The following is a 23,795-nucleotide window of genomic DNA, read 5'->3' on the forward strand; positions in this document are numbered from 1 at the left end:
ATACGTGTTTGGTCTGGAGAATGACACCTCTTTCGGGTGGCTGACCGCCCGACAGCTTGCCAAGAACCGGGCCAAAGCCCTCCAGAACGGCCGTAGTTCCGCTCTCCTGCGTCACCGCGTGCTAGCCGTCGGTGCTCTTGCCACCCGATCGGGGCGGCCCCACCGTGGCCCCCGCCTTGACACCGCCGTCCTTGCCCGCCGGGCTCTCGAAGGACTCCAGAGCCTCCAGCACGTCCTGGACACGCGAGATCTCGGTGTTGATGTCCTCCCGGCGGCGCACCAGGATCTCCAGCTCCCGCTTGCCCTCCTCGACCGTGCGCCGGGCCTCGTGGATCGCCTCGGCCTTCAGGTCCTCGGCCTCCTTGACGAGCTTGGCCTTCTTCTGCTCGGCCTCCTTGAGCAGACCCTCCGCCTTCTTCACGGCGGCGATCCGCACCTTGCCCGCCTCGGAGCTGGCCTCCGACACCAGCTCCTTCGCCTTCGTCTGCGCCTTGGACAACTGCTCCTCGGCCGCCTTGATGAGCGTGTCGCAGCGGTCGCCGGTCGACTTCATCGTCTCGGCCGCCTCCCGGCGGGCCCGCTCGTGCAGCTCCTCGATCTCCGAGGTGACCCGCTCGCGCAGCTCCTCCGCCCGCTCCCGGATCGCGGTCGCGTCCCGGCGCGCCCCGACCAACAGCTCATCGGCGTCCGTACGGGCCTTCTCCACACGGGAGTTGCCCTCCACCGTCGCCGCGGACACGATCCGCTCGGCCTCACTGCGGGCCGCGCCCACCATCGTGTCGGCCTGGCCCTCCGCTTCCGCGGTGGCCTGCTGCGCCTGCTGCCGCGCCTCCGCGAGCAGCTTGTCCGCCTCGGCAGCCGTCTCCGAGATGAGCGTGTCGACCTGCTCGGCCGCCTCGGAGCGCCGCTTGTTGGCCTCCTGGCGCGCCTCGTCCAGCATCCGCTCGGACTCCTCGCGCGCGGAACTCGTCAGCCGCTCGGCCGCCGTCTCCGCCTCCGACCTGACCCGGTCGGCCTCGGCGCGCATCCGCTCCGCGTGCCGCTGCGCCGAACCGACCGTCTCCGCCGCCTCGGCCCGCAGCCGCTCCGCGTCGTCGGTCGCGTCCGTGATCAACTGCTCGGCGTTCGCCACCGCTTCGGCGCGGACCCGGTCCGCCTCCGCGACCGTCTCGGTCTGGAGCCGCTCCGCCTCGGCGCTCGCCTCGGTGATCAGGGTGTCGGCCTGCGTCGCCGCGTCCGAACGGATGCGGTTGGCGTCCTCGCGGGCGTCCGCCCGCGTCCGCGACGCGGCCTGGTCGGCCTCCGCCAGCTTGTCCGACGCCTCGGTGCGTACCCGCTGCGCGTACTCGGAGGCTTCCGAGCGGAGCCGCTCCGACTCCTCAGCCGCCTCGGCGACCGTGTGCTCCGCGAGCGCCCGAGCCGCCTCGGACTCCTCGTTCGCCTCCCGGCGCAGCCGCGTCGCGTCCTCGCTCGCCCGCTCCCGCTCGGCGTAGGCGTCGGTGCGGACCCGGTCCGCCTCCTCCTCGGCCTCCCGACGGGTACGGTCTGCCGCGTGCTCGGCGGCCGAACGCAGCCCGGCGATCTCCTCCTGCGCCTGCTCGTGCAGCCCGCTGACGGAGTCCCGCACCTGCGCCGCGTGAGTCTCGGCGGCGGACACCATCTCGGTGGCCCGCCGGTCCGCCTCCTCGACCAGCCGGGTCGCCTCGGCCTGCGCCTCCTCCACGCGCTTGCGCGCCGAGGCCAGCAGTTCCTCGCTCTGCTCGCGGGCCCGCTCGCGCTCCTGGTCCGCCTCCTCGCGGGCGGAACCGAGCAGCTCCTCCGCCTCACGGCGGCGCCGGGCGGCCTCCTCCTGGGCGGCGGCCAGCGTCTCGGACGCCTCCGTGCCGAGGCGCTCGGCGGCGGCCTGCGCCTCCGCGCGCACCCGGTCGGCGGTCTCCTGCGCCTCGACCTTCAGCCGCTCGGCCTCGGCCGCGGCCTCCGACCGCAGCCGTACGGCCACCGACTCGCCCTCGGCACGCGAGGCGGACGCGTCCGCGGCGGCCTCGTCACGCAGCCGCTCGGCCTCGGTCTCGGCCTGCTGCTGGAGCGTACGGATGCGCTCGGCGGCCTCCGAACGCAGCCGCTCGGACTCCTCACCGGCCTCGCGCCGGATACGGGACGCCTCCTCGCGGGCCTCGGTGAGCGCCTGCTCCGCCGAGTCCAGCCGCTCCTGCGTCTCGGTCTGGAGCCGGGTCAGCTCACCGGCGGCCTCCTCGCGGCGCGCCTCGGCGGCCTTCTCGGCCTCCTCGCGCAGCTCGCGCGCGGCCTTCTCGGCGTCCGCCCCGACCGTCTCAGCCCGCTCCTCGGCCTCGGCCCCCAGCCGCTCGGCCTCCTTGCGGGTGCGCTCCAGGGTCTCCTCGGCCTGCCGGCGCAGCGAGGTCGCCCGCTCGATGGCCTCGGTGCGGACCTTCTCGCTGTCGGTGGTGGCGGTCTTGCGCAGCTCGTCCGCGTCCGCCTTGGCCTTGGCGAGGAGTTCCTCGGCGGACTTCGCCGCCTCCTCGATCTGGGTCACCGCCTCCCGGCGGGCCTCGGCGCGGATGGAATCGCCCTCGGTGACCGCGTCGGCGCGCAGCTGCTCGGCCTCGCCGCGCAGCCGGCGGGCCTCCTCCTGGAGCTGGACCGTCTTGGCGCGGTACTCCTTGGTGTCGTCCTTCGCCGTGCCCTTGAGCCCCTCGGCGATGTCGTGCGCCTCGGCGCGCAGCCGGTCCGCCTCCGCCTCGGCCTCCGAGCGGATGCGCTCGGCCTCCTCGGTGGCGGCCTTGGTGGTCCTGCGGGCGTCCTCGGCGGCCTTGTTCAGGACCTCCTCGGCCGTCCGCGCCGCCTTCGACAGCTGGCTGGCCGTCTCCTCGGCGGTTGCGCTGCGGGCGTTCTCCCCGGCCTCCGCGAGGATCTTCTCCGCCTCGGCACGGGCGTCCGCGACCTGCTGCTCGGCGTCCGCCTTGGTGGTCTCGGCCTCCTTGGTGGCCTCGCTGACCAGCCGGGCGACCTGCTCCTTGGCGGTACGGGTCCGGGTCTCGTTGGCGGCCTCGGCGTTGGAGAGCGCCTTGGCGGCGGCCTCCTTGGCCTCGGCGACCAGCTTCTCCGCCTCGGACCGGGCACTGCGCAGCGAACGCTCGGCCTCCGCCATCCGCTCCTCGGCGCTCCGGCTCAGCTCGGCGGCCTGCCGGCGCGCGGCGTCCGACTCGCTGGCGGTGGAGGTACGCAGCTGCTCGGCGTGGTCGGTGGCCTCCTGGGCCTGGGAGGAGGCGGCGTTCAGCAGCCGCTCGGCGTCCGTGCGGGCGCGGCGCAGGATCTGCTCGGCCTCGCTGCGGGCCGACTCCGCGTCGGTACGCAGCCGCTCACGGGCCTCGTGGGTCAGCCGCTCGGCCTCGGTACGGGCGGCGGCCATGGCCTGCTCGGCCTCGGCCCGCGACTCGTCCAGCAGCCGGCGGGCCTGCTGCTCGGTACGGGCGCGCAGCTGCTCGGCCCAGGCCACGTTCTCGTTGACGTGGGACTCGACGGTCTGGCGGCGCTCGGCCAGCTCCTGGTCCAGCTGCTGGCGGCGGGTGACCGCCTCCTGGTGCAGCTCCGCCTGGAGCCGGGCGGAGTGCTCGGCGTGCTCCTGGAGGATGCGCTGGGTCTGCGCGCGGGCCTGACTCAGCTCGCGCTCGGCGTCCTGCCGCAACTGGTCGGCCTGCACCTGGGCGTTGCGGAGCAACTGCTCGGCCTGATAGCCGATGTCACCGCCGTCGTAGGCGGGACGGGTCATCAGGGTGCGGCGCGCCTCGTGCAGCTTGGCGCGCAGCACCTCGACCTGGTAGCCGAGGTCCTCGGCGTGCTGGATCGCCTTTTCCCGCTCGGTCTTCAGCCGCTTCATCTCGGCCTCGAACCGAGAGAGGTGGTCGACGTCAGCCGCCGGCTCTCGCTCCTGGCTCTCGTAGCCCCGCACTGCGCGGTCCCATCCGTCCCCTGGTGATTTTCTCCGACGAGCACCGTCCATCCGCCGGACGGGGCCCTCCGGGGAATGGTGTCAGATCAACGGCGGAGCACGGGCTGCTGCCCCGACGCTCGTCCCCCGAAACCCGGACCCCGGCATCGGTCGTCCCCCGTGTTCGGGGACGACCGCCCCCAACCCTACCGGCCCTTATGTACGAAGGTCAGTGCTCAGGTGACTCAACTGCCGCCGATGTGACCAGTTCTGTCAGGACTCCATGGCAATCCTTGGGGTGCAGGAAGGTGATCCGGGACCCCATGGAGCCACGTCGGGGCTCGTCGTACAGAACGCGTACGCCCTTGTCGCGGATGTCCGCGGCGTCCGCGTCCACGTCCGCCGTACCGAAAGCGATGTGGTGGACGCCCTCGCCGTTCTTGGCCAGCCACTTGCCGACCGCGGAGTCCTCCCGCGTCGGCTCCAGCAGCTGGAGGTAGGAGGCGCCGCCGTCCGAGGTCTCGTTGATCCTGAGCATGGCCTCGCGTACGCCCTGCTCCTCGTTCACCTCGGTGTGGAACACCTCGAAGCCGTAGGTCGTCCGGTAGAACTCGACGGTGGTGTCGAGGTCGTGGCAGGCGATCCCGATGTGGTCGATTCGCGTCAGCATGGTTTCAGTGCAGCGCCCCGGAGGTGGTTACGCAACGTGCGCGCGATCACACCGTAAGGGCGGTGACGGGCTCCGGTGACGGTCAGTACATTCGAAGTAAACCCTCGTTCACTCCTCGGCTGTGCAGGCCGGTAAGGGGATCGCAGCTCATGTCTTCTGGAAAGACCACCTCTGTGATCGTCGCGGGCGCTCGGACGCCCATGGGACGGTTGCTCGGTTCGCTGAAGTCCTTCTCGGGTGCCGACCTCGGCGGTTTCGCCATCAAGGCAGCCCTCGACCGCGCCGGGATCAGCGGCGACCAGGTCCAGTACGTGATCATGGGCCAGGTGCTCCAGGCGGGTGCCGGCCAGATCCCGGCCCGCCAGGCGGCCGTCAAGGCCGGTATCCCGATGAACGTCCCGGCGCTCACCGTCAACAAGGTCTGCCTCTCCGGTCTTGACGCGATCGCGCTGGCCGACCAGCTCATCCGCGCGGGTGAGTTCGACATCGTGGTCGCGGGCGGCCAGGAGTCGATGACCAACGCCCCGCATCTGCTGCCGAAGTCCCGCGAGGGCTTCAAGTACGGCGCGATCGAGATGCTGGACTCGATGGCCCACGACGGGCTGACCGACTCCTTCGAGGGCATCGCCATGGGCGAGTCCACCGAGAAGCACAACACCCGCCTCGGCATCGGCCGGGCCGCGCAGGACGAGATCGCCGCGCTGTCCCACCAGCGGGCCGCCGCCGCGCAGAAGAACGGCCTGTTCGAGGCCGAGATCACCCCGGTGGAGATCCCGCAGCGCAAGGGCGACCCGGTGCTGTTCAGCAAGGACGAGGGCATCCGCGGGGACACCACCGCCGAGTCGCTCGGCCGGCTCCGGCCCGCCTTCGCCAAGGACGGCACCATCACCGCGGGGACCTCCTCGCAGATCTCCGACGGCGCGGCCGCGGTGGTCGTGATGAGCAAGGCGAAGGCGGAGGAGCTGGGCCTTCAGTGGCTGGCGGAGATCGGCGCGCACGGCAATGTCGCCGGTCCCGACAACTCCCTCCAGTCCCAGCCGTCCAACGCGATCGAGCACGCGCTGGGCAAGGAGGGCCTCGCGGTGTCCGACCTGGACCTCATCGAGATCAACGAGGCGTTCGCGGCGGTCGCCGTGCAGTCAATGGACGACCTCGGGGTGTCCACGGAAAAGGTGAACGTCAACGGCGGCGCCATCGCCCTCGGTCACCCGATCGGCATGTCCGGCGCCCGGCTGGTGCTCCACCTGGCGCTGGAGTTGAAGCGCCGGGGCGGTGGCGTGGGCGCGGCCGCGCTGTGCGGTGGCGGCGGGCAGGGTGACGCGCTGATCTTGCGGGTACCCAAGGGCTGAGGTCTTCACGGCTGAGGTCTTCAGGGCTGAGGTCTTCAGGGCTGAGGTCTTCTTTTCCGGTTTTCCGGCGGTGTGAGCGAACGGAGCTGTGTTGATGCGGGACGTCTCCTCTCTGGTGGCCGAGGCCAGGGAAGGCCGGCCCCGGGCCGTGGCCCGGCTGATCTCCCTGGTCGAGGGGGCGTCCCCGCAGCTCCGGGAGGTGATGGCGGCGCTGGCGCCACTGACCGGCAACGCCTACGTGGTCGGTCTGACCGGCTCACCGGGCGTCGGCAAGTCCACCTCCACCTCCGCGCTGGTCACCGCGTACCGCAAGCAGGGCAAGCGGGTCGGCGTCCTGGCCGTCGACCCGTCCTCGCCGTTCTCCGGGGGCGCGCTGCTCGGCGACCGGGTCCGGATGTCCGACCACGCCTCCGACCCCGGCGTCTACATCCGCTCCATGGCCACCCGCGGGCATCTGGGCGGGCTCGCCTGGGCCGCCCCGCAGGCGATCCGGGTACTGGACGCGGCCGGCTGCGACGTGATCCTGGTCGAGACGGTCGGCGTCGGCCAGTCGGAGGTGGAGATCGCCTCCCAGGCCGACACCAGCGTGGTCCTGCTGGCGCCGGGCATGGGCGACGGCATCCAGGCGGCGAAGGCCGGAATCCTGGAGATCGGTGACGTCTACGTCGTCAACAAGGCGGACCGCGACGGCGCCGACGCCACCGCCCGCGAGCTGAACCACATGCTGGGCCTCGGCGAGGCCCGCGGCCCCGGCGACTGGCGCCCGCCCATCGTGAAGACGGTCGCCGCCCGCGCGGAGGGCATCGACGAGGTCGTGGAAGCCCTGGAGAAGCACCGGGCCTGGATGGAGGAACACGACGTCCTCACCGAACGCCGCCGCGCCCGCGCCGCCCGCGAGGTGGAAACGATCGCGGTCACCACCCTCCGGGAACGCATCGGCGACCTCCACGGCGACCGCCGCCTCTCCGCCCTGGCGGACCGCATCGTCACGGGCGAACTCGACCCGTACCGGGCGGCGGACGAACTGGTGGAGGGACTGACACAGGGCTGAGGCCGCTGCTAACTTGACCGGCATGTTCCTCCTCCTGGCGTAGAGCGCACCCTCGCGCCGCGCGGCCGACCGGCTCACAGCCGGGGCCTCGCGCGGCGCACCGGTGCCCTCGTCCCGCCTCCCGTGAGGAACCTCGCGCATGTCCGCGCCCGCTTCCGCGCGCCCCGCCGCGCCCTCGTACTCCGCCGTCCTGTGCGTCCCGCACGCGCGCCGCACCTTCACCACCGCACTGGTGGGCCGCCTGTCCTACGGGACGGTTCCGCTGTCCCTGCTGCTCGCCACCCAGCGGGCCACGGGCTCGTACGCGGCCTCCGGCACGGTGCTCTCCCTGTACGGCGCCGCCGTGGTCTTCCTGACCCCGCTGCGCGCCTCCCTGGTGGACCGGCACGGCGCCCGCCGCACCCTGCTCCCCATGGCCGCCGCCCACGGGGGCCTGCTGTGCGGGCTCGCCGCGCTCACCTGGTGGCCGGGCACGCCGGTGCCGCTGATCGGAGGCGCCGCCGTCCTCGCGGGCGCCTGTGTTCCGCCGCTGGGGCCGACCATGCGGGCGGTGTGGTCCGAACTCCTCGCCGACCGGGACCTGCTGCGGCGTGCGTACAGCCTCGACGGGGTCGCCGAGGAGTTGCTGTTCGTGTCCGGTCCCGCCCTGGTGGGCGCCCTGGTCGCCTGGACGGTCCCGGCGTCCGGGATGCTGCTCGGGGCGCTGCTCATGGTCGCGGGGACCGCCGCCTTCGTCACCTCCCCGGCGATGACGGGGCCCCGGCCCCGGCCCGAGGGCGGTGGCCGTCGGGGTGGCGTCCGGGGGCTCGCGGCGCCGGTCGCGGTGGCGGCGGGGACGGGGCTCGCCCTCAGCGGGGTGGAGCTGCTGGTGCTGGCCCATGTCGGCGGAGACTCCGGCGACACCGCCCTCGTCCCCTGGGTGCTGGGCGCCCTCTCGGTGGGCAGTGCGCTGGGCGGGCTGGCCAACGGGGCGATCGACTGGCGTGGTCCCGCCCGGCCGCGTCTCGCCGGGTTCGCGGCGGCCCTCGGCCTGACGATCGCGGTGGCGGGACTGGCCCCGAGCGTCCTCACGCTCACCGTGGCCATGACCTGTGCGGGTGGCTTCATCGCCCCGGCGCTCACGACGGCCTACCTCCTGGCGGACGAGTCGGCCCCCGCGAGCGACCGCACCCGTGCCGGAGCCTGGGTGAACATGGCGGTCAACGCGGGAAGTTCAGCCGGCGGCCTGACCACCGGCGCCCTCCTCGGCCACCTCCCGCTGCCCCTCTGCTTCGCCCTGACGGGAGCCACCGCGCTGGCCTCGGCCGGGGTGGCCCTCGCGGGCCGGGGGAGGGTGGAGCCGGCGGGGAGGTGAGACACGGATGCCCGCCCGTGACCCCGGACAGCCGAGCGCCCCACCCCTTTCGCGCCTGTGGCGGTGCGTCGGGGGGCGGGGCGTTGCCTCAAGGGTGGCTGGGTGGTGGGCTCGGGGATGCGCCCGGGGTGCGGGGTCGCCGCTCGGTGGGCGCGTTTCGGGGGAGTACCCGTCGGGCCCGCGGCGCTATGGGCGGCCGCGTTGGTCGCGGAGGTGTTCCGCGATGGGCTTCAGGGACTTGTCGAGGTCCTGGAGGGCGTCGGGGGAGAGGAGGTCGATGAAGTGGCGGCGTACCGAGGCCACGTGGTGCGGGGCCACTTTGCGCATCGTCTCCAGGCCGTGCTCGGTCAGGACGGCGAAGAGGCCGCGCCGGTCCGACTCGCAGTTCTCCCGGCGGACCAGGTCCGCGTTCTCCATGCGCGTGATCTGATGCGAGAGGCGGCTCTTGGACTGCATGGTGGCGCCCGCCAGGTCGCTCATCCGCATCCGCATGTCTTCCGACTCGGACAGATTGACGAGGATCTCGTAGTCGTTCATCGTCAGGCCGAACGGCTGTAGATCCTTTTCGAGCTGGTACGTCAACAGCCTGTTGACCTCCAGGTGGGTGCGCCAGGCGCACTGCTCCGCATCGGTCAGCCAGTGCGTGGCCGTCTCGGTCTCCATGAATGAAGTCTACCTAAGAAGTTGAATGGCGAACTACTCTGGGTGATGTGACTGTGCGCACGCGTTCGACGTCACACTCCGCAGACTACCGCTCACAGCCCGAAGCGACGCTGGAGGTCTCCCAGCTGTCCGGGAAGGCGCGGTACCCCGGAAGCGCCCGTTCCGGGCCCCATCGGCCCTGCTGCGCCCCCTCCGGGTACCCCCGGCTCGGACGGAACAGCACCCGTGGACTGCTCGGGCATCAGCGTCTCGCTGGACTGGAGAAGCACCGTCCCGGCGCCGGTGAACTCGAACTGGTGCTCCTCCCCGGAAGCCCCGCCGAGCCCCGTCATCGCACGTAGGCCGCCCATCACGCCCGTGAGATACGCGTGGTCGTAGTGATGGCAGGGGGAGGGGCAGTCGGCCCAGCCGACCAGGGCCTGGGGGTCCACCCGGATCGGTGGTTCCATGAAGACCACCGGGCCGTTCGAAGCGGCGACGAACTTTCCGGTTCCGATGAGTGTCAGAAAGCCCGGCACGATCGACTGTTTGAGTGCGAGACTTGGCTGAAAAGCGATCAAGTTGCCCGCGCGAACGGTCAGGTTGCCCTGATCCAGGTCGTACGAATTCACATCGAAGGCCCGGTCGGCGAGCAGCATCTTGCCCGAGCCCTCCGCCACCACCCAGTCGCTCGCGTGCAGTGGCGAATGGAACGAGGTCCGCACCAGCCGGTCCAGCCGGCCGTGCCCGATGCCGTTGAAGTCGATCGACCCGTAGTAGGCGATCATCTTCCCCTTCTGCAGAAACCACTGGGAGCCCTTGAGCTCCACGCAGAAGGTGTACGGGTTCACGTTGTCGTCGGCGGGGAGCGTCACCGGGTCGAAGACCACCGGACCGGCCGCCGGTCCGCCCGCGCTCGCGTAACCGCTCACAGCTTCTCCTCCGACGCCTGGACGTACACCGTGCCGCTGCCGCTCAGCTCCAGCTGGAACGCCTCGCCGGAGCCACGGCCCACCATGTCGCGCCAGCCCAGCGCGGTGGACAGCTTGTTGCGCACCTCGCCGTGATGGGCGACGTACGCCTGGGGGTCCACATGGACCGGGCGCTGCGGGGTGATCGACAGCTCGAAGACCCCGCCGTGCGCCATCACCGCGACCGCGCCATGACCCTGGAGCGTGGTGGTGAACAGGCCCTGGCCGGTCGCCTGGCCGCGCACCAGGCCCATGACCCCGCCCTGCGAGCCGAGAAACATGGTGCCCTGCCGCAGCGAGCCCTCGAAGGCGAGGAGCCGGTCCGCCTCCACGTACAGGGTGTCGCCGGTGAGGGTGATGACATGGACGTGATGGCCGCCGTGCCCGAACAGGACCGTGCCGCTGCCCTCCACCGTCATCAGCGGAGCCGCCTCCCCGGCCACCCGGCGCCCGAGCATCGACATGACGCCGCCCTGGCCGCTCTGCATGTTCGGGGTGAAGGACACCTCGCCGGTGTACGCCAGCATCGCCCCGCGCTGGCTGAACAGCCGCTGCCCCGGCGCCACCGTGGCCTCGACCATCTTGGAGTTGATCTCCCGCAAGCTCATCTCACAGATCCCCCGCGATCGTGTTCCGCTCGCTGGGCTGCACATAGACCAGCCCGTCGCCCTCGAAGCGGATCTGGAACGCCTCCCCGCCGCCCTCGCCCATGAGGGTGCGGAAGGTGACGCCGGACTGGAAGGACTGCCGCACATTCCCCTGGTGCGCGATGTAGGCGCCCGGATCGACGGTCAGCGGGTACTGCGGGCTGACCCGGAGCACCACCGCCGGCCCGTCGGAGAGGATCGCGGCCTGGCCGGTGCCCTCCACGGTCGTGGTGAAGAGCCCGTTGCCCTGCGAGGCGCCGCGCAGCCCGGTGAAGGTGGTGCCCGTGCGCAGCCCGCCGTCGGTCGCCAGCAGGTTGCTCGACTCCACGTACAAGGTGTCGCCGCGCAGGGCGACGAGATTGATCTCGGACGCCCGGTCCGCGAACCAGCAGGTCCCCTGCCCTCTCACCTCCATCACCGTCATCTGCTCGCCGGTGATTCGCCGCGTCACCATCCCGCGCAGCCCCTCACCGCCGCCGCTCAGCTTCTTGAAGGCCATCTGTCCGTCGTACGCGACCATCGAGCCGTTCTTCGCCTTCACGGCGTCCCCGGTCACGTCGACGGCGAGGACCTTGCTTCCCTGCAGTCGGAACATCGCCACACCGTGAACGTAGCGGGCGCCCGGGTGGAGGGGACAGGGCCCACGGGTGGAGAACGACCCTGAGCACACCCTCAGGGGCATTGTTTGCCACAATGGGTGACGCTTGTGCTTCCGTTCACAAAGCGGATCATGAGCCGGCCGCCCAGCGGCTGTGCCCCCCCCAGCGCCCCCAGTCAACGTTCCCCGAAGGTGACCCGTGGACCTCAAGACCGCATCCGCCCTCCGCCGCCTCCGCCTGGTCTCGGCGCCGGAGGCCGTGTCCTTCCTGATCCTGCTGCTGTGCTCGGTGCTGAAGCGGACCACGGACTTCAACGCGGTCCCCGTGATGGGCGCGATCCACGGCGTGCTGTTCGTGCTGTACGTGATCTTCTGGCTGGACGCCTGGAGCCGGACCAAGTGGAACTTCGGCACCGCCGCGCTCTACTTCGTCCTCTCGGTCCTGCCCACCGGCGGCTTCTTCGCCGAGCGCAAGCTGCGCCGTGAGTCCGAGAACGCCGTCATCGCGGCCCGCGCCCGCGAGGAAGGAACCGTGAACGCATGATCGTCGCCTTCTCCGTGACGCCCCTCGGCGTCGGCGAGGACGTGGGGGAGTACGTCGCCGACGCCGTCCGCGTGGTCCGCGAGTCCGGGCTGCCGAACCGCACCGACGCCATGTTCACCTCCATCGAGGGTGAGTGGGACGAGGTCATGGACGTCGTCAAGCGCGCCGTGGCCGCCGTCGAGGCCCGCGCGCCCCGTGTCTCGCTGGTCCTCAAGGCCGACATCCGCCCCGGCGTCACCGACGGCCTCACCTCCAAGGTCGAGACGGTCGAACGTCACCTCGGCTCCTAGCCGCCCGGCGACTCGACCGTTCGCCCCGGTCCCGACGGGGCCGGGGCGTTCGCGTGCCCGGCGGTTGAGCGCCCGCGCGCCCGGTGCCCCCGCCGCCCGGCGCTGTGTCCGCACCCCGCTCGCCCTCACCGGAACACGTCAGCCCCCTGAGGCCAGCGCCATTCCCAGCGGCGTCCGCTCGTACAGCACTTGGTGCCCGTACCGGCGTGCCGTCAGCAGGCCGCTCTCGCGCAGGACCGACAGGTGGGACGACACCGAGGACGGGGCGAGGTCCAGGCGGTGGGCCAGGGCCGTGGTGGAGGCCGGGTCGTCCAGCGCCGCCAGCACGGCCGCGCGGTTGCGGCCCAGCAGCCGTACCAGCGCCTGGGGCGTCCGGGCGCCCGGCTCGGCCCACAGGCCGCCGACACCGCGCGCCGGATAGACGAGGGTGGGCTGCCACGGCGGGTCGAAGCCGGTGATCACGTCCGGCCAGCAGAACACGCTCGGCATCAGCACCAGGCCCCGCCCGCCGAGCCGGCGCTCGTACACCCCGCCCGGCAGGGTCAGCGTGCGGCCGTCCCAGCTCAGCCGCGCGTCCAGCTCGGGCAGCAGCGTGCCGAGCCCGACCTCGGCGAGGCGGCGCGAGTGGAAGGCCACGTCCGCCTCCAGCAGCGCCCGCAGCCGGGGCCACTCCGGCTCCACCAGCACCCGCCAGGCCACCTCCAGGGCGTCCGCCAGCTCCCGCACCATCCGCACCGGGTCCGCCAGCCACGCCCGGCCCTGCTCCGAGGCGAGCGCGCCCGGTGTGCAGACCAACGAGCGGGCGGTGTCCTCGCGGGCCGCCTCCGGATCGGCCGCCCGTACCGCCGCGAGCTCCTCCTCGAAGGTGGCCGCCGGACCGATCGGCGGCGGCCCGAGCCAGTCCGGGGTGTGGCCCCGGCGGGGCATCAGCAGCCACAGCGGAGCGAGGTCGAGACCGGCGGCCGCCGTACGGATGCGGCGCAGCCACGGCACGTGGTAGCCCTGCCGGTCCGGGCGACGCAGCGTGCGTACCGCGTCATGCGTCTCCCACAGCGGGGACACGGCGAACCGGCAGTTCAGGAAATCGTCCTCACCGAAGTGCAGATGCGAGGCCACTTACATCTCCCCCTGGACATTCGGCTGGAGCCGAAACTCTACGTCGCCCGGCACGGCCCCCGGCAGGCTGCCGGACATGTCCGCACCGCCCAAGGCCCAGGCGGCCGCCCGTACGGGTTACCGCCATGTCCTCGCCGTCCCCGAGTTCCGCGCCGTCTTCGCCGCCCATGTGCTGTCGCTGCTCGGGGTGGTCGTCAGCGAGATCGCGCTGTCCGTCCTCGTCTACGACCTCACCGCCTCACCCCTGATGAGCGCGCTCGCCTTCGCGGTCGGCTTCCTGCCCTACGCCCTCGGTGGCACCCTGCTCGCCCCCGTCGCCGACCGCTTCCCCGCCCGGCGGGTGCTGGTGGTCTGCGACCTGGTGTGCGCCGCGTGCGTGGCGGCGATGGTGGCGCCGGGGGCTGGCGTCGGTGTGCTGCTGGCGCTGCGCTGCTGCGTCGCCGTCGTCTCCCCGGTGTTCTCCGGCACCCGGATGGCGACCCTCGCGGACGTCCTCGGTGACGGGGAGGCGTTCGTGCTCGGCCGGTCCCTGATCCGGATCGTCTCGCAGAGCGCGCTGCTGGCCGGGTACGGGCTCGGCGGGCTGCTGCTGACCGCCGTCAGCCCCCGGCACGCCCTGCTGATCACCGTCGGCACCTTCCTCGCCTCGGCCACGCTCCTGCGGTTCGGCACCCGGCACCGGCCGGCCCGGCTGCGGCCTGAGGGCAAGAAGGAGGGCGGAACCCTCGGGCTCCTGAGGAACCGGCGCGTGCTGGTGCTGCTCCTCGTCTTCTGGGTGCCCGCGATGTTCTCCGTCGTGCCCGAGGCCCTTGCCGCGCCCTACTCCGACGACCTGGGCGCGGGCTCGGCCGGACTCGGCCTGCTGATGTGCGCGCTGCCCGTCGGTACGGTCGCCGGGGAGCTGTTCGCGGGGGCACGGCTCGGGCAGGCGACCCGTGAGCGGATCGTGCTGCCGCTGCTCTGCCTCGCCGTGCTGCCGTACCTCGGCTACGCCCTGCGCCCCGGACTCTGGCCGTCCCTGCTGCTCCTGGTGCTCGCCGGGGCGTGCTCGGCGTACACCCTCGGGCTCGACCAGTGGTTCGTACGGGCGGTGCCCGAGGAGCTGCGGGGGCGGGCGATGACGCTGCTGAGCGCCGGACTGATGACGATCCAGGGGGTGGGTATGGCGCTGGCGGGTGTGGTGGCCGAGGTCATCGGGGTGCGGGCGGCCGTCGTGGCGGCGGGGGTGGCGGGCACGGTGTGCTGTACGGCGCTCGCCGTGGCGTGCCGGGTGACCGAAAGCCGAGACGGGGCTGCCCGCCATATGACCGGCCGGTAGGGTCTGATGACGTGCCCAAGCCTCTCAGTCTTCCCTTCGACCCCATCGCCCGTGCCGACGAGCTCTGGAAGCAGCGCTGGGGAAGCGTGCCCTCGATGGCCGCGATCACCTCGATCATGCGGGCCCAGCAGATCCTGCTGGCCGAGGTCGACGCCGTGGTCAAGCCGTACGGGCTGACCTTCGCGCGCTACGAGGCGCTGGTGCTGCTCACCTTCTCCAAGGAGGGGGAGCTGCCCATGTCCAAGATCGGCGAGCGGTTGATGGTCCACCCCACCTCGGTGACCAACACGGTGGACCGCCTGGTCAAGGCCGGCCTGGTCGCCAAGCGCCCCAACCCCAAGGACGGCCGCGGCACCCTTGCCGTCATCACCGGCAAGGGCCGCGAGGTCGTCGACGCCGCCACCAGCGACCTGATGTCCATGGACTTCGGCCTCGGCGCCTACGACGCGGAAAGCTGCGGCGACATCTTCACGCTGCTGCGCCCGCTGCGGGTGGCGGCGGGAGACTTCGAAGACGCCTGACCTGCGGGTCCTTGCAGGAGCGACCCTGGGGCAAGATCTGCCGGAACGCGTGGTTACGCTCGTATCCATGAAGAAGAGCGTGCTGACCCGCTACCGGGTGATGGCCTACGTCACCGGTGTGCTGCTGGTCCTGCTGACCCTGGGCGTGATCGCCAAGTACCTGCTCCACCTGGACGGCGCCGACGAGTTCACGCGGATCATCGGCATCGCCCACGGCTGGCTGTACGTCGTCTACCTGGTCTTCGCCTTCGACCTGGGCTCCAAGGCGAAGTGGCCGGTCGGTCGTCAGCTCTGGGTGCTGATCGCGGGCACCATCCCGACCGCCGCGTTCTTCGTCGAGCGGAAGATCAGCCGCGAGCTGGAGGACAAGGTCGCCGACCCGTCCCCGGCCGTCGCCAAGGCGTAACCGGAACCGCCGTACGTACTCGTACGGCGGTTTCCCATCGACATTTACTAGGACGTCCAAGTAAATTCGATGGTATGGACGCTCACGCGATCGAAGAAGGCCGCCGGCGGTGGCAGGCGCGGTATGACGGCGCGCGCAAGCGCGACGCGGATTTCAGCACGCTCTCCGGTGACGCCGTCGAGCCGGTGTACGGGCCCCGGGAGGGGGACGTGTACGAGGGGTTCGAGCGGATCGGGTGGCCGGGGGAGTACCCCTACACGCGCGGGCTGCACGCGACCGGGTACCGGGGGCGCACCTGGACCATCCGCCAGTTCGCCGGGTTCGGCAACGCGGAGCAGACCAACGAGCGGTACAAGATGATCCTCGCCGCGGGCGGCGGTGGACTGTCCGTCGCGTTCGACATGCCGACCCTGATGGGCCGCGACTCCGACGACCCGCGCTCGCTCGGCGAGGTCGGGCACTGCGGAGTGGCCATCGACTCGGCCGCCGACATGGAGGTCCTGTTCGGGGACATCCCGCTCGGTGACGTCACCACCTCGATGACGATCAGCGGCCCCGCCGTCCCCGTCTTCTGCATGTACCTGGTCGCCGCCGAGCGCCAGGGTGTCGACCCGGCGGTGCTGAACGGCACGCTCCAGACCGACATCTTCAAGGAGTACATCGCCCAGAAGGAGTGGCTCTTCCAGCCCGAGCCGCACCTGCGCCTCATCGGCGACCTGATGGAGCACTGCGCGGCGGGCATCCCCGCCTACAAGCCGCTCTCCGTCTCCGGCTACCACATCCGCGAGGCCGGGTCGACGGCCGCGCAGGAGCTGGCCTACACCCTCGCGGACGGCTTCGGGTACGTGGAGCTGGGCCTCTCGCGCGGCCTCGACGTGGACGTCTTCGCGCCCGGCCTCAGCTTCTTCTTCGACGCCCACCTGGACTTCTTCGAGGAGATCGCCAAGTTCCGCGCCGCCCGCCGCATCTGGGCCCGCTGGATGCGGGACGTGTACGGCGCGCAGACCGACAAGGCGCAGTGGCTGCGCTTCCACACCCAGACCGCCGGGGTCTCGCTGACCGCGCAGCAGCCGTACAACAACGTGGTCCGCACCGCCGTGGAGGCGCTCGCTGCCGTGCTCGGCGGCACCAACTCGCTGCACACCAACGCCCTGGACGAGACCCTCGCCCTGCCCAGCGAGCAGGCGGCGGAGATCGCGCTGCGCACGCAGCAGGTGCTGATGGAGGAGACCGGCGTCGCCAACGTGGCGGACCCGCTGGGCGGTTCCTGGTACATCGAGCAGCTCACCGACCGGATCGAGGCGGACGCCGAGAAGATCTTCGAGCAGATCAAGGAGCGGGGCCTGCGGGCCCACCCCGACGGGCAGCACCCCGTCGGCCCCATCACGTCCGGCATCCTGCGCGGCATCGAGGACGGCTGGTTCACCGGTGAGATCGCCGAATCCGCCTTCCGCTACCAGCGGTCGCTGGAGAAGGGGGAGAAGCGGGTCGTCGGCGTCAACGTCGCCACCGGCTCGGTCACCGGCGACCTGGAGATCCTCCGGGTCAGCCACGAGGTCGAGCGCGAGCAGGTCCGCGTGCTGGCCGACCGTAAGGCCGCGCGCGACGAGAGGGCCGTACAGAAGACGCTGGACGCCATGCTGGGCGCCGCCCGCTCCGGGGCCAACATGATCGAGCCGATGCTCGACGCGGTCCGCGCGGAGGCCACCCTCGGCGAGATCTGCGGGGTGCTGCGGGACGAGTGGGGGGTGTACACCGAGCCGGCCGGCTTCTAGCCCGCGTCAACTCACCTCCTGTCCAGGCGGGGTGAAATCGGGGGCCGGCGGGAGGGAAGGACACACTCCCTCCCGCCGGCCCCCGCGTCACCCACTCAGAACTGCTGGACGAAGTACGGCTCGACCGTCATCCAGCCGTTGCCGCGGGCACCGTGGTAGGTGCCGTTGTCGCTCTGCGCGAGGGTGTACCAGGAGTCCACGTAATCCGGGTCGTCGGTCCACCACTCGGTCGGGATGGCGTCCAGGACCGCGTTCACCAAGGGGATGTAGGCGCCCTGGTCGGTGATGGTGAGCAGGGCGCCGGCGATGGCCACGGCGAGGTCGTGGTAGTTGGTGCTGCCGTCCTCCTCCATCATCACGGCGTCGGCCAGGTCGTACTTGTAGTTCGACCAGTTCACGAGGATCTGGTTGGGCCGGTAGACCGTGCCGTCGTTGTCCAGGTACGGCATGTCGACGGGGTCGACGCGGACCTTCCCGTCCTGGCCGAAACCGGTGACGAGGGTGTAGACCTCGGCGTCGCCCTTGACCCAGGGCTCCTCGTCGTCGGAGAGCTCGACCGCGTCGATCTTCGTGGTCCAGAAGCCTCCCTCGGCCGCCGCGGCCCTGTTCGCCGGCGCGGTGACCGGCGCGTCCGGCGCGGCGGAGCGCACACCGCCCTTCGCCAGTTCCTTGCGCAGGACGTCCAGGCCGGCCGCCAGCGCCTTGGAGCTGTCGATGTCGACGACGTACACGGGGCGCGCGGGCGTCCTGCGGGCGTCCAGACGGTGGGCGCGGCCCCGGCTGTCGTACGCGGTGACCGTCCCGGCGTTGTCGTCCGAGTCGGCCACGGCCACCCAGGGGGTGGTGCCCGCGGTCAGCGCCGCGCGCATGGAGCGGTCGCCGAGGCGCAGCCGCAGCAGCGGGCCGACCTTCGTGTCCAGTCCCTTGGCGGCGGCGATCCGGCGGTCGGCGTCCGCCAGCAGGGAGTGCGGGCCGTGCCCGGTCCGGGCGGCGAGCGGGGTGACGGCCACGTCGTCCGATGCCAGGGCGGCCGTTCGCAGGCTGGTGCGCCAGGCGGAGTCGCCGAGCGAACGCGCGATGTCGCGTGCGGCCCGGTCCTGGGCGTCGGTGACCGCCGAGGCGGTGGCGGAATGGGTGGAAGCGGGGCGAGGTGTGGGGGCCGGGGCCGCGCCGGCCGGTGCGGCGCCCAGGGCTTGGGCCGCGGACAGGGCGACCAGGGCGGTGGCGAGCGCGACACGTCTACGGGTGTGACGAGGTCTCACGGGGATCGGTCCTCCCGGATGCGAGTGGTCAGTATGTGGGGTGACGCACTGTCGGATCGTGGTGCCGGGTGGAGCGGGAACGCGGTGGAACCGGACCTCGCGTCTATGCGAGTAGATTCCGCAGCACATGGTGACTTGGACATGTCATGTGCGCAAGACCGTCGCCGACGCGTGAAGCCGCTGTGCGAAGCCGGGCGGTGAGGGAGCGTGACCGTCCCGCCGTCAGTCCTCGCCCGCCATGATGCCGTGCAGCAGCACCGCGACGAACCGCTGCACCCACTCCGCGTCCGCGGGCTTGCCGCTCACCAGGGTGCGGTGGACCACCGCGCCCGCCACGACGTCGAAGATGAGGTCGACCGCGCGGGTCGCCGCCTGGGCATCCTTCTCGGGCGGCAGTTCGCCGCGCTCCTGCGCCCGCTTCCGGCCCGCCACGACCAGGCGCTTCTGGCGGTCCACGACGGAGGTGCGGATGCGTTCGCGCAGGGCCTCGTCCAGCGTCGACTCGGCGACCACCGCCATCAGGCCGCTCCTGGCCTCCGGCCGGGCGAGGAGGGCGGCGAACTGGAGGACCACGCCCTCGATGTCGGAGTCCAGGCTGCCGCTGTCGGGGAGCCGGAGTTCGTCGAAGAGTTCCGCCACCGCGTCTACGACCAGTTCGTTCTTGCCCGGCCAGCGGCGGTAGAGCGTCGTCTTCGCCACCCCGGCCCGCGCGGCCACGTCCGACAAGGTGAGCCCGGACCAGCCCAGTTCCACCAGGGCCTGCCGCGTGGCGGCCAGGATCGCGGCGTCCGCGGCGGCGCTGCGCGGGCGCCCGGTACGGCTGGCGGGGGTGCGGCTCTGCATGGACACGACCCTAGCGGCACGTCGTGAGAGAGATCACCGGGAAGCGGTGTCGCGGACGGGGGTCCTGGTATTACGCTACGACTCGTAGCGAAAGCTCGTGACGGACGTACACGGGCGATGACCACGGGCGCGGGTGGGGACCCGGCGCCGACCACGATCGCTTTTTTCCTTCATACGCCGGAACGGGGGAGGATAGACGCATGCAGCCACGGAACATGTCCATGAGCGGCGTCGTCGACCTCGCCGCGGTGAAGGCGGCCCAGGAGGCCAAGGCCAAGGCGGAGCAGGCGCGCGCCGAAGCCGCCCGCCATGGCGGCGCCGGCGCGGTGTCGCCGGCCGACCTCGTCATCGACGTCGATGAGGCGGGCTTCGAGCGCGAAGTCCTCCAGCGCTCCGCCGAAGTCCCGGTAGTCATCGACTTCTGGGCCGAATGGTGTCAGCCCTGCAAGCAGCTCAGCCCGCTGCTGGAGCGGCTGGCCGTCGAGTACAACGGGCGCTTCGTGCTCGCCAAGGTCGACGTCGACGCCAACCAGATGCTGATGCAGCAGTTCGGGGTCCAGGGGATTCCGGCCGTCTTCGCGGTCGTCGCGGGGCAGGCGCTGCCGCTCTTCCAGGGCGCGGCCGACGAGCAGCAGATCCGGGAGACCCTCGACCAGTTGATCCAGGTCGCCGAGCAGCGCTTCGGCCTGACCGGCCTGACCGTCGACCCGGACGCGGCTCCGGGTGCCGCCCCCGTGACCGAGGCGCCGGAGGGGCCGTACGACGCCCTGCTGGCGGCCGCGGTGGAGGCGCTGGACGCGGGCGACCTGGGCGGTGCCGTCCAGGCGTACAAGAACGTACTCAATGACGACCCGGCCAACACCGAGGCCAAACTCGGTCTCGCGCAGGCCGAGTTGCTCCAGCGGGTGCAGGGCCTGGACCCGCAGGCGGTGCGCAGGGACGCGGCCGAGAAGCCCGCCGACTCCGGCGCCCAGATCGCCGCCGCCGACCTGGATCTGGTGGGCGGTCATGTCGAGGACGCCTTCGGCCGGCTCATCGAGACCGTGAGCCGTACCGCCGGTGACGACCGGGACGCGGTGCGCCGCCGTCTGCTGGAGCTGTTCGAGGTCGTGGGTGCCGACGACCCGAGGGTGGTGGCCGCGCGCAGGGCGCTGGCGCGGGCGCTGTTCTGACTCCGCGTCGGACACGGGACGCGTGATGCCGGGCTCACCGAATGGCCGATCTGATGCCTGAGCGATCACGCTTTACCAAAACTTGGTAAACCCGCCTGCTGTTACTGCGAGTAAGCCAGAGCCGTTGGTCTGTCCGGCTTCGCCCGGAGATCAACGGCTTTGCTCTGCCCAGTGATGGCACGGTCTGTCGCCCTCCGAGACCGCTGGGTCGTTGTTCGGTTATCGCGCCGTTACTAGCCGGTAACGGCGCCCCTTGTGCGGGCGGCGAGAATGCACCACGATCGGCCACGCTCGGTCCATTTCCGCACCCCGGCAGCCGGCCGGGAAGCGGGAGACTCTGGGTCCCCACCGAGCAGAGCCGGCGGCAGTGGCGCCGGCTCTGGGGCAGGGGGGTCTTCGCCGTACCGGTGGAGCCTGTCCCGAAGGTTGTGCGTGATGTGCGTCAGGCGCGACCAGTGGTTGTCGCTCGGGGGTGAACGCCGGTTGTTCGGGCGCGGGTTCGCGCCGTCGAGCGCGGGCGCTCCCCTTCCCGAGGACGTAGCACTTCTCCCATCCCTGCCCGGCCGAGCCGCCCGCTGGGGCGATTTCCGGGACAGGAGATGTACGTCCGAGAAGGAGGAAATATGGAGTCCCAGGTGCGTGGCGGGACCAGATGGAAGCGCTTCGCTGTGGTCATGGTGCCCAGCGTCGCCGCTACGGCCGTGATAGGCGTCGCCCTCGCGCAGGGTGCTCTCGCCGCGTCGTTCAGCGTTTCCGGCCAGTCGTTCAAGGTGTCCGCGAAGACGCTCAACGGCACCGGTTTCTCGCAGTACGGCGCGATCGACTCGGGTTACACCCTGAGTGGCGAGAAGACGGCGCATCCGGTGGCGGTCTCGGCGTTCTCCAGCGCCACGATCTACAAGATGTGCCAGTCGGTCGTCACCCCCGGCATTCCGGGGATCGGCTCGGTCACGCTGCGTCTGACGGCGGGCGACAATCCCGACCCGAAGAAGCAGGTCGCCGCCGAGAACCTGTACATCGACGTCGAGGACCTGGGCGCCGACGCCACGTTCCACGACATCAACATCGGTGTCGCGGGCAAGGACCTCAAGGGTCCGGGCATCAAGAGCGGCGAGATGGCCAACAAGCAGGTCAACCCGTACGGGTTCGCCCAGGAGGCCAGCTCCGCCGAACTGACCGACGTGAAGCAGACGGCGTGGGCCACCACCGCCGGAACCTTCAAGCTCAACGGTCTGCACATGGGCCTGTCCACGGGCACCAAGGCCGAGTGCTACTAGGCACCGGCTGATGGGCGGGGGAGTTCAGGCTCCCCCGCCCGTCCACTGTCCGGCCGCTTCTTCACCCGCGGCCCCCATCTCCACCACAGTAATGCCGCACCAGGGAGCTGTTTTCCATGAGCGCCGAGACCCCTGCCGCCGAATCCGGCCAGTTCGCCCGCCGGAGGCAGCAGTTCCGCGCCTGGCGGGGCACCCGGCCTTTCTGGGCCGGTCTGTTCGTCATGCTCGGCGGCTTTCCGATCATGTACTTCCCGTACGCCCATCTGCAGATCGGTCATCTGACGGTGGCGATGGCCACCACCGCCGGAGCCGGTTCGCTGATCATCGGCGTGCTGCTCATCGTGCTGGGCATCAGCCTCTGGTTCCAGAAGCATGTACGGGTGTTCGCGGGCGTCGCGGCGATCCTGCTCGCGCTGGTGTCCATCCCCGTGTCCAACTTCGGCGGTTTCGTCATCGGCTTCCTCCTCTCCATGGTGGGTGGCGCGATGGGTATCGCCTGGTCGCCCGGTCCGGCGGCCAAGGCGGAGGAGTCCGGCCGGTACGGCGTCCCGGCCCCGCGCAGCGAGGAGCCGGTGAGCGCACCGATGGACCTGTCAGGAACGAGCCCGGCCAACGAGGCGAACGGGAGGCACAGTGCCGGCTGACGAGGTGACCCACGGGCCTGATGTGGACGGGTCCCGTGCGAGAACCGGGCCCCGCCACGCGGCCCCCAAGAAGCTGCTGTTCACCAGGCTCCACATGCCGGCCGGCAAGGCCATAGCCTCCGTGGCGATGCCCACGGCCGTACTGATGGGCATGGGCTTCACGTCCACGCTCGCCATCGCGGACAGCAGCGGCGGTACACCGGCCTCCAACAGCCAGAAGGCGGCCGACTACCAGGACTGCGTCAAGGCGCTGGGCGGCGACGAGGACAGCTCCGCGAGTCCCTCGCCCTCCGCCGGTGAGACCACGGCCTCGCCCACGCCCAGCCCCTCGGTGTCCGCCGGGGACAAGGCCGACGAGGGCGACGGCAAGGCGTCTTCGCCGGATTCAGGTTCCGGCGACGACAAGGGCGGTACTCCCGCCTCCGGTTCCGCCTCGCCGGCATCGAAGCCCGCGGCCGCGCCCTCCGCGCAGCCCTCGGCCGCCACGAACGCCCCCGCCGGCACCCCTTCGCCCTCGGCGAGTTCGAAGGACGCCGACGGCGGGCTGCTCGGGTCGATCGGGGACGCCCTCGGGGACGTGCTGACCGGGGGCAAGAAGTCCGGTACGGCGTCCGCGACTTCGACGCCCTCCGCGTCCGAGCCCGCGCCCTCCGCCTCCACCGCGCCGGCGCCCTCCGCGTCCTCCGCCAGGAGCGACGAGGACGAACCGGCCGGGAAGACCGGCGGCAACACCGCCGGCACCCCCGCACCGGGCGCCGCCAAGAGCTCGGAGAAGGCCGCGGAGAGCGCCGAGCCGAGCACCTCGACGTCCGCCACGCCCAGCCCCTCCGCGAGCGCCTCCGACGCCGCCGAGGACTGCGAGAAGGCCACGGACGACGTCGGTGGTGTCGACAACAAGCAGCTCCTCGCCGACGATCCCTGGTACCTCAACGCCAGTTCCCTGCTGCTCAAGGGCGCCGACTACCAGGGCGTCGTGCAGGTGCGGACCGCCAGCGGCAAGGTCAAGAAGGTGCTGAAGTACGTCATCTCCGACGGCACCGACATCGGGGATCTGCACCAGACGGTGAAGGACAAGGCGTCCGGCAAGACGTACCACGTACAGGCCGGCAAGGGCACGATGTCCACGATCCGCGACGGCGAGACCACCATGTACACCGAGAGCATCTCGGGCAAGCTGTTCGGTCTGATCCCGATCACCTTCAGCCCGGACAGCCCGCCGCCGCTGAACATCCCGCTGATCTACTTCACCGATGTCACGGTCCAGCAGGCCGCCCAGTTCGGCGGCACGCTGACCATCCCCAAGCTCCACCAGTACGCCGACTGAGCCGCACCAAAAGCCCGTTCGGGAGCCGCACAACACCGTGGCCCGGTCCCCCTCCAGTCGAGGGGGACCGGGCCA

22 protein-coding genes are annotated in these 23,795 nt (G+C 71.5%); 13 read left to right on the forward strand and 9 right to left on the reverse strand.

Annotated features, from left to right (window positions below):
- Positions 1 to 121 precede the first annotated feature (121 nt).
- Both scy and mce read right to left on the reverse strand, forming a co-directional pair.
- Positions 122 to 3,967: a polarized growth protein Scy gene (scy, locus tag ACIGA3_RS27795; protein ID WP_399720878.1), complete on the reverse strand. Its 3,846-nt coding sequence runs from the start codon at positions 3,965 to 3,967 to the stop codon at positions 122 to 124.
- Positions 3,968 to 4,175: 208 nt separating this feature from the next.
- The gene (mce, locus tag ACIGA3_RS27800; RefSeq protein WP_399720880.1) at positions 4,176 to 4,616 is read right to left on the reverse strand and encodes a methylmalonyl-CoA epimerase; all 441 of its coding nucleotides are present in this window, start codon (positions 4,614 to 4,616) and stop codon (positions 4,176 to 4,178) included.
- 149 nt (positions 4,617 to 4,765) lie between these two features.
- Here mce and ACIGA3_RS27805 point away from each other — a divergent pair, with 149 nt between their 5' ends.
- The 3 genes from ACIGA3_RS27805 (at position 4,766) to ACIGA3_RS27815 (ending at position 8,370) form a co-directional block, all read left to right on the forward strand.
- Positions 4,766 to 5,965 (forward strand): acetyl-CoA C-acetyltransferase, encoded by a 1,200-nt coding sequence (locus ACIGA3_RS27805; RefSeq protein WP_399720881.1) that lies wholly within the window; start codon positions 4,766 to 4,768, stop codon positions 5,963 to 5,965.
- A gap of 94 nt (positions 5,966 to 6,059) precedes the next feature.
- Positions 6,060 to 7,016: a methylmalonyl Co-A mutase-associated GTPase MeaB gene (gene meaB / locus ACIGA3_RS27810; RefSeq protein WP_399720883.1), complete on the forward strand. Its 957-nt coding sequence runs from the start codon at positions 6,060 to 6,062 to the stop codon at positions 7,014 to 7,016.
- A gap of 139 nt (positions 7,017 to 7,155) precedes the next feature.
- Entirely contained in the window at positions 7,156 to 8,370 is a 1,215-nt protein-coding gene (locus ACIGA3_RS27815; RefSeq protein WP_399720885.1) for an MFS transporter, read from the forward strand.
- Positions 8,371 to 8,556: 186 nt separating this feature from the next.
- On the opposite strand, the gene ACIGA3_RS27820 is transcribed toward ACIGA3_RS27815, so the two are convergent.
- From ACIGA3_RS27820 to ACIGA3_RS27835, 4 genes are all read right to left on the reverse strand, one after another.
- Positions 8,557 to 9,033 carry a MarR family winged helix-turn-helix transcriptional regulator gene (locus ACIGA3_RS27820; protein ID WP_086695678.1) on the reverse strand — a complete coding sequence of 159 codons (477 nt, stop codon included), beginning with the start codon at positions 9,031 to 9,033 and terminating at the stop codon, positions 8,557 to 8,559.
- Positions 9,034 to 9,125: 92 nt separating this feature from the next.
- A complete protein-coding gene (locus ACIGA3_RS27825) occupies positions 9,126 to 9,944 on the reverse strand; it encodes an AIM24 family protein (RefSeq protein ID WP_399720887.1) in 819 nt (272 codons plus the stop codon).
- Positions 9,941 to 10,591 (reverse strand): AIM24 family protein, encoded by a 651-nt coding sequence (locus tag ACIGA3_RS27830; RefSeq protein ID WP_399720889.1) that lies wholly within the window; start codon positions 10,589 to 10,591, stop codon positions 9,941 to 9,943. Before ACIGA3_RS27830 ends, ACIGA3_RS27825 begins: the two co-directional genes overlap by 4 nt.
- A gap of 1 nt (position 10,592) precedes the next feature.
- A complete protein-coding gene (locus ACIGA3_RS27835; RefSeq protein WP_399720891.1) occupies positions 10,593 to 11,225 on the reverse strand; it encodes an AIM24 family protein in 633 nt (210 codons plus the stop codon).
- A 202-nt stretch (positions 11,226 to 11,427) separates the two neighbouring features.
- Between ACIGA3_RS27835 and ACIGA3_RS27840 the strand changes: the two genes are divergently transcribed.
- The gene (locus ACIGA3_RS27840; protein WP_399720892.1) at positions 11,428 to 11,772 is read left to right on the forward strand and encodes a DUF3817 domain-containing protein; all 345 of its coding nucleotides are present in this window, start codon (positions 11,428 to 11,430) and stop codon (positions 11,770 to 11,772) included.
- A complete protein-coding gene (locus tag ACIGA3_RS27845) occupies positions 11,769 to 12,062 on the forward strand; it encodes an MTH1187 family thiamine-binding protein (RefSeq protein ID WP_030816030.1) in 294 nt (97 codons plus the stop codon). Before ACIGA3_RS27840 ends, ACIGA3_RS27845 begins: the two co-directional genes overlap by 4 nt.
- Before the next feature lie 138 nt (positions 12,063 to 12,200).
- On the opposite strand, the gene ACIGA3_RS27850 is transcribed toward ACIGA3_RS27845, so the two are convergent.
- Positions 12,201 to 13,178, reverse strand: a complete 978-nt coding sequence (locus tag ACIGA3_RS27850) for a DUF5937 family protein (protein ID WP_399720894.1) — start codon at positions 13,176 to 13,178, stop codon at positions 12,201 to 12,203.
- A gap of 76 nt (positions 13,179 to 13,254) precedes the next feature.
- Between ACIGA3_RS27850 and ACIGA3_RS27855 the strand changes: the two genes are divergently transcribed.
- From ACIGA3_RS27855 to ACIGA3_RS27870, 4 genes are all read left to right on the forward strand, one after another.
- The gene (locus tag ACIGA3_RS27855) at positions 13,255 to 14,496 is read left to right on the forward strand and encodes an MFS transporter (RefSeq protein ID WP_399720895.1); all 1,242 of its coding nucleotides are present in this window, start codon (positions 13,255 to 13,257) and stop codon (positions 14,494 to 14,496) included.
- A gap of 11 nt (positions 14,497 to 14,507) precedes the next feature.
- Entirely contained in the window at positions 14,508 to 15,017 is a 510-nt protein-coding gene (locus ACIGA3_RS27860) for a MarR family winged helix-turn-helix transcriptional regulator (RefSeq protein ID WP_399720897.1), read from the forward strand.
- Between the two features lie 67 nt (positions 15,018 to 15,084).
- Complete coding sequence (locus ACIGA3_RS27865) at positions 15,085 to 15,423, forward strand: DUF3817 domain-containing protein (RefSeq protein ID WP_399720899.1); 339 nt, start codon at positions 15,085 to 15,087, stop codon at positions 15,421 to 15,423.
- A 74-nt stretch (positions 15,424 to 15,497) separates the two neighbouring features.
- A complete protein-coding gene (locus tag ACIGA3_RS27870) occupies positions 15,498 to 17,198 on the forward strand; it encodes a methylmalonyl-CoA mutase (protein ID WP_399720901.1) in 1,701 nt (566 codons plus the stop codon).
- A gap of 95 nt (positions 17,199 to 17,293) precedes the next feature.
- Here ACIGA3_RS27870 and ACIGA3_RS27875 read toward each other — a convergent pair whose 3' ends face one another.
- Both ACIGA3_RS27875 and ACIGA3_RS27880 read right to left on the reverse strand, forming a co-directional pair.
- Positions 17,294 to 18,460, reverse strand: coding sequence for a DUF3103 family protein (locus ACIGA3_RS27875; RefSeq protein WP_399720902.1), 1,167 nt, complete (start codon positions 18,458 to 18,460; stop codon positions 17,294 to 17,296).
- A 222-nt stretch (positions 18,461 to 18,682) separates the two neighbouring features.
- Positions 18,683 to 19,303 (reverse strand): TetR/AcrR family transcriptional regulator, encoded by a 621-nt coding sequence (locus ACIGA3_RS27880; protein ID WP_399720904.1) that lies wholly within the window; start codon positions 19,301 to 19,303, stop codon positions 18,683 to 18,685.
- Positions 19,304 to 19,503: 200 nt separating this feature from the next.
- On the opposite strand from ACIGA3_RS27880, the gene ACIGA3_RS27885 reads away from it, so the two are divergent.
- The 4 genes from ACIGA3_RS27885 (at position 19,504) to ACIGA3_RS27900 (ending at position 23,720) form a co-directional block, all read left to right on the forward strand.
- The gene (locus tag ACIGA3_RS27885) at positions 19,504 to 20,475 is read left to right on the forward strand and encodes a tetratricopeptide repeat protein (RefSeq protein WP_399720906.1); all 972 of its coding nucleotides are present in this window, start codon (positions 19,504 to 19,506) and stop codon (positions 20,473 to 20,475) included.
- A 623-nt stretch (positions 20,476 to 21,098) separates the two neighbouring features.
- The gene (locus ACIGA3_RS27890) at positions 21,099 to 21,752 is read left to right on the forward strand and encodes a DUF6230 family protein (protein ID WP_399720907.1); all 654 of its coding nucleotides are present in this window, start codon (positions 21,099 to 21,101) and stop codon (positions 21,750 to 21,752) included.
- A gap of 116 nt (positions 21,753 to 21,868) precedes the next feature.
- The gene (locus ACIGA3_RS27895) at positions 21,869 to 22,396 is read left to right on the forward strand and encodes a DUF6114 domain-containing protein (RefSeq protein WP_399720909.1); all 528 of its coding nucleotides are present in this window, start codon (positions 21,869 to 21,871) and stop codon (positions 22,394 to 22,396) included.
- The gene (locus ACIGA3_RS27900; RefSeq protein WP_399720911.1) at positions 22,386 to 23,720 is read left to right on the forward strand and encodes a hypothetical protein; all 1,335 of its coding nucleotides are present in this window, start codon (positions 22,386 to 22,388) and stop codon (positions 23,718 to 23,720) included. Before ACIGA3_RS27895 ends, ACIGA3_RS27900 begins: the two co-directional genes overlap by 11 nt.
- Positions 23,721 to 23,795 lie beyond the last annotated feature (75 nt).

This window comes from Streptomyces sp. NPDC085596, assembly GCF_044541565.1.
Taxonomy (GTDB): Bacteria; Actinomycetota; Actinomycetes; order Streptomycetales; family Streptomycetaceae; genus Streptomyces.

Excerpts from the sequence above, each read along its gene's own strand:
- mce (WP_399720880.1), bottom strand. The coding sequence starts at position 4,616 with ATGCTGACGCGAATCGACCACATCGGGATCGCCTGCCACGACCTCGAC.
- ACIGA3_RS27805 (WP_399720881.1), top strand. The coding sequence starts at position 4,766 with ATGTCTTCTGGAAAGACCACCTCTGTGATCGTCGCGGGCGCTCGGACG.
- meaB (WP_399720883.1), top strand. The coding sequence starts at position 6,060 with ATGCGGGACGTCTCCTCTCTGGTGGCCGAGGCCAGGGAAGGCCGGCCC.
- ACIGA3_RS27815 (WP_399720885.1), top strand. The coding sequence starts at position 7,156 with ATGTCCGCGCCCGCTTCCGCGCGCCCCGCCGCGCCCTCGTACTCCGCC.
- ACIGA3_RS27820 (WP_086695678.1), bottom strand. The coding sequence starts at position 9,033 with ATGGAGACCGAGACGGCCACGCACTGGCTGACCGATGCGGAGCAGTGC.
- ACIGA3_RS27830 (WP_399720889.1), bottom strand. The coding sequence starts at position 10,591 with ATGAGCTTGCGGGAGATCAACTCCAAGATGGTCGAGGCCACGGTGGCG.
- ACIGA3_RS27835 (WP_399720891.1), bottom strand. The coding sequence starts at position 11,225 with ATGTTCCGACTGCAGGGAAGCAAGGTCCTCGCCGTCGACGTGACCGGG.
- ACIGA3_RS27845 (WP_030816030.1), top strand. The coding sequence starts at position 11,769 with ATGATCGTCGCCTTCTCCGTGACGCCCCTCGGCGTCGGCGAGGACGTG.
- ACIGA3_RS27855 (WP_399720895.1), top strand. The coding sequence starts at position 13,255 with ATGTCCGCACCGCCCAAGGCCCAGGCGGCCGCCCGTACGGGTTACCGC.
- ACIGA3_RS27865 (WP_399720899.1), top strand. The coding sequence starts at position 15,085 with ATGAAGAAGAGCGTGCTGACCCGCTACCGGGTGATGGCCTACGTCACC.
- ACIGA3_RS27870 (WP_399720901.1), top strand. The coding sequence starts at position 15,498 with ATGGACGCTCACGCGATCGAAGAAGGCCGCCGGCGGTGGCAGGCGCGG.
- ACIGA3_RS27880 (WP_399720904.1), bottom strand. The coding sequence starts at position 19,303 with ATGCAGAGCCGCACCCCCGCCAGCCGTACCGGGCGCCCGCGCAGCGCC.
- ACIGA3_RS27885 (WP_399720906.1), top strand. The coding sequence starts at position 19,504 with ATGCAGCCACGGAACATGTCCATGAGCGGCGTCGTCGACCTCGCCGCG.
- ACIGA3_RS27890 (WP_399720907.1), top strand. The coding sequence starts at position 21,099 with ATGGAGTCCCAGGTGCGTGGCGGGACCAGATGGAAGCGCTTCGCTGTG.
- ACIGA3_RS27895 (WP_399720909.1), top strand. The coding sequence starts at position 21,869 with ATGAGCGCCGAGACCCCTGCCGCCGAATCCGGCCAGTTCGCCCGCCGG.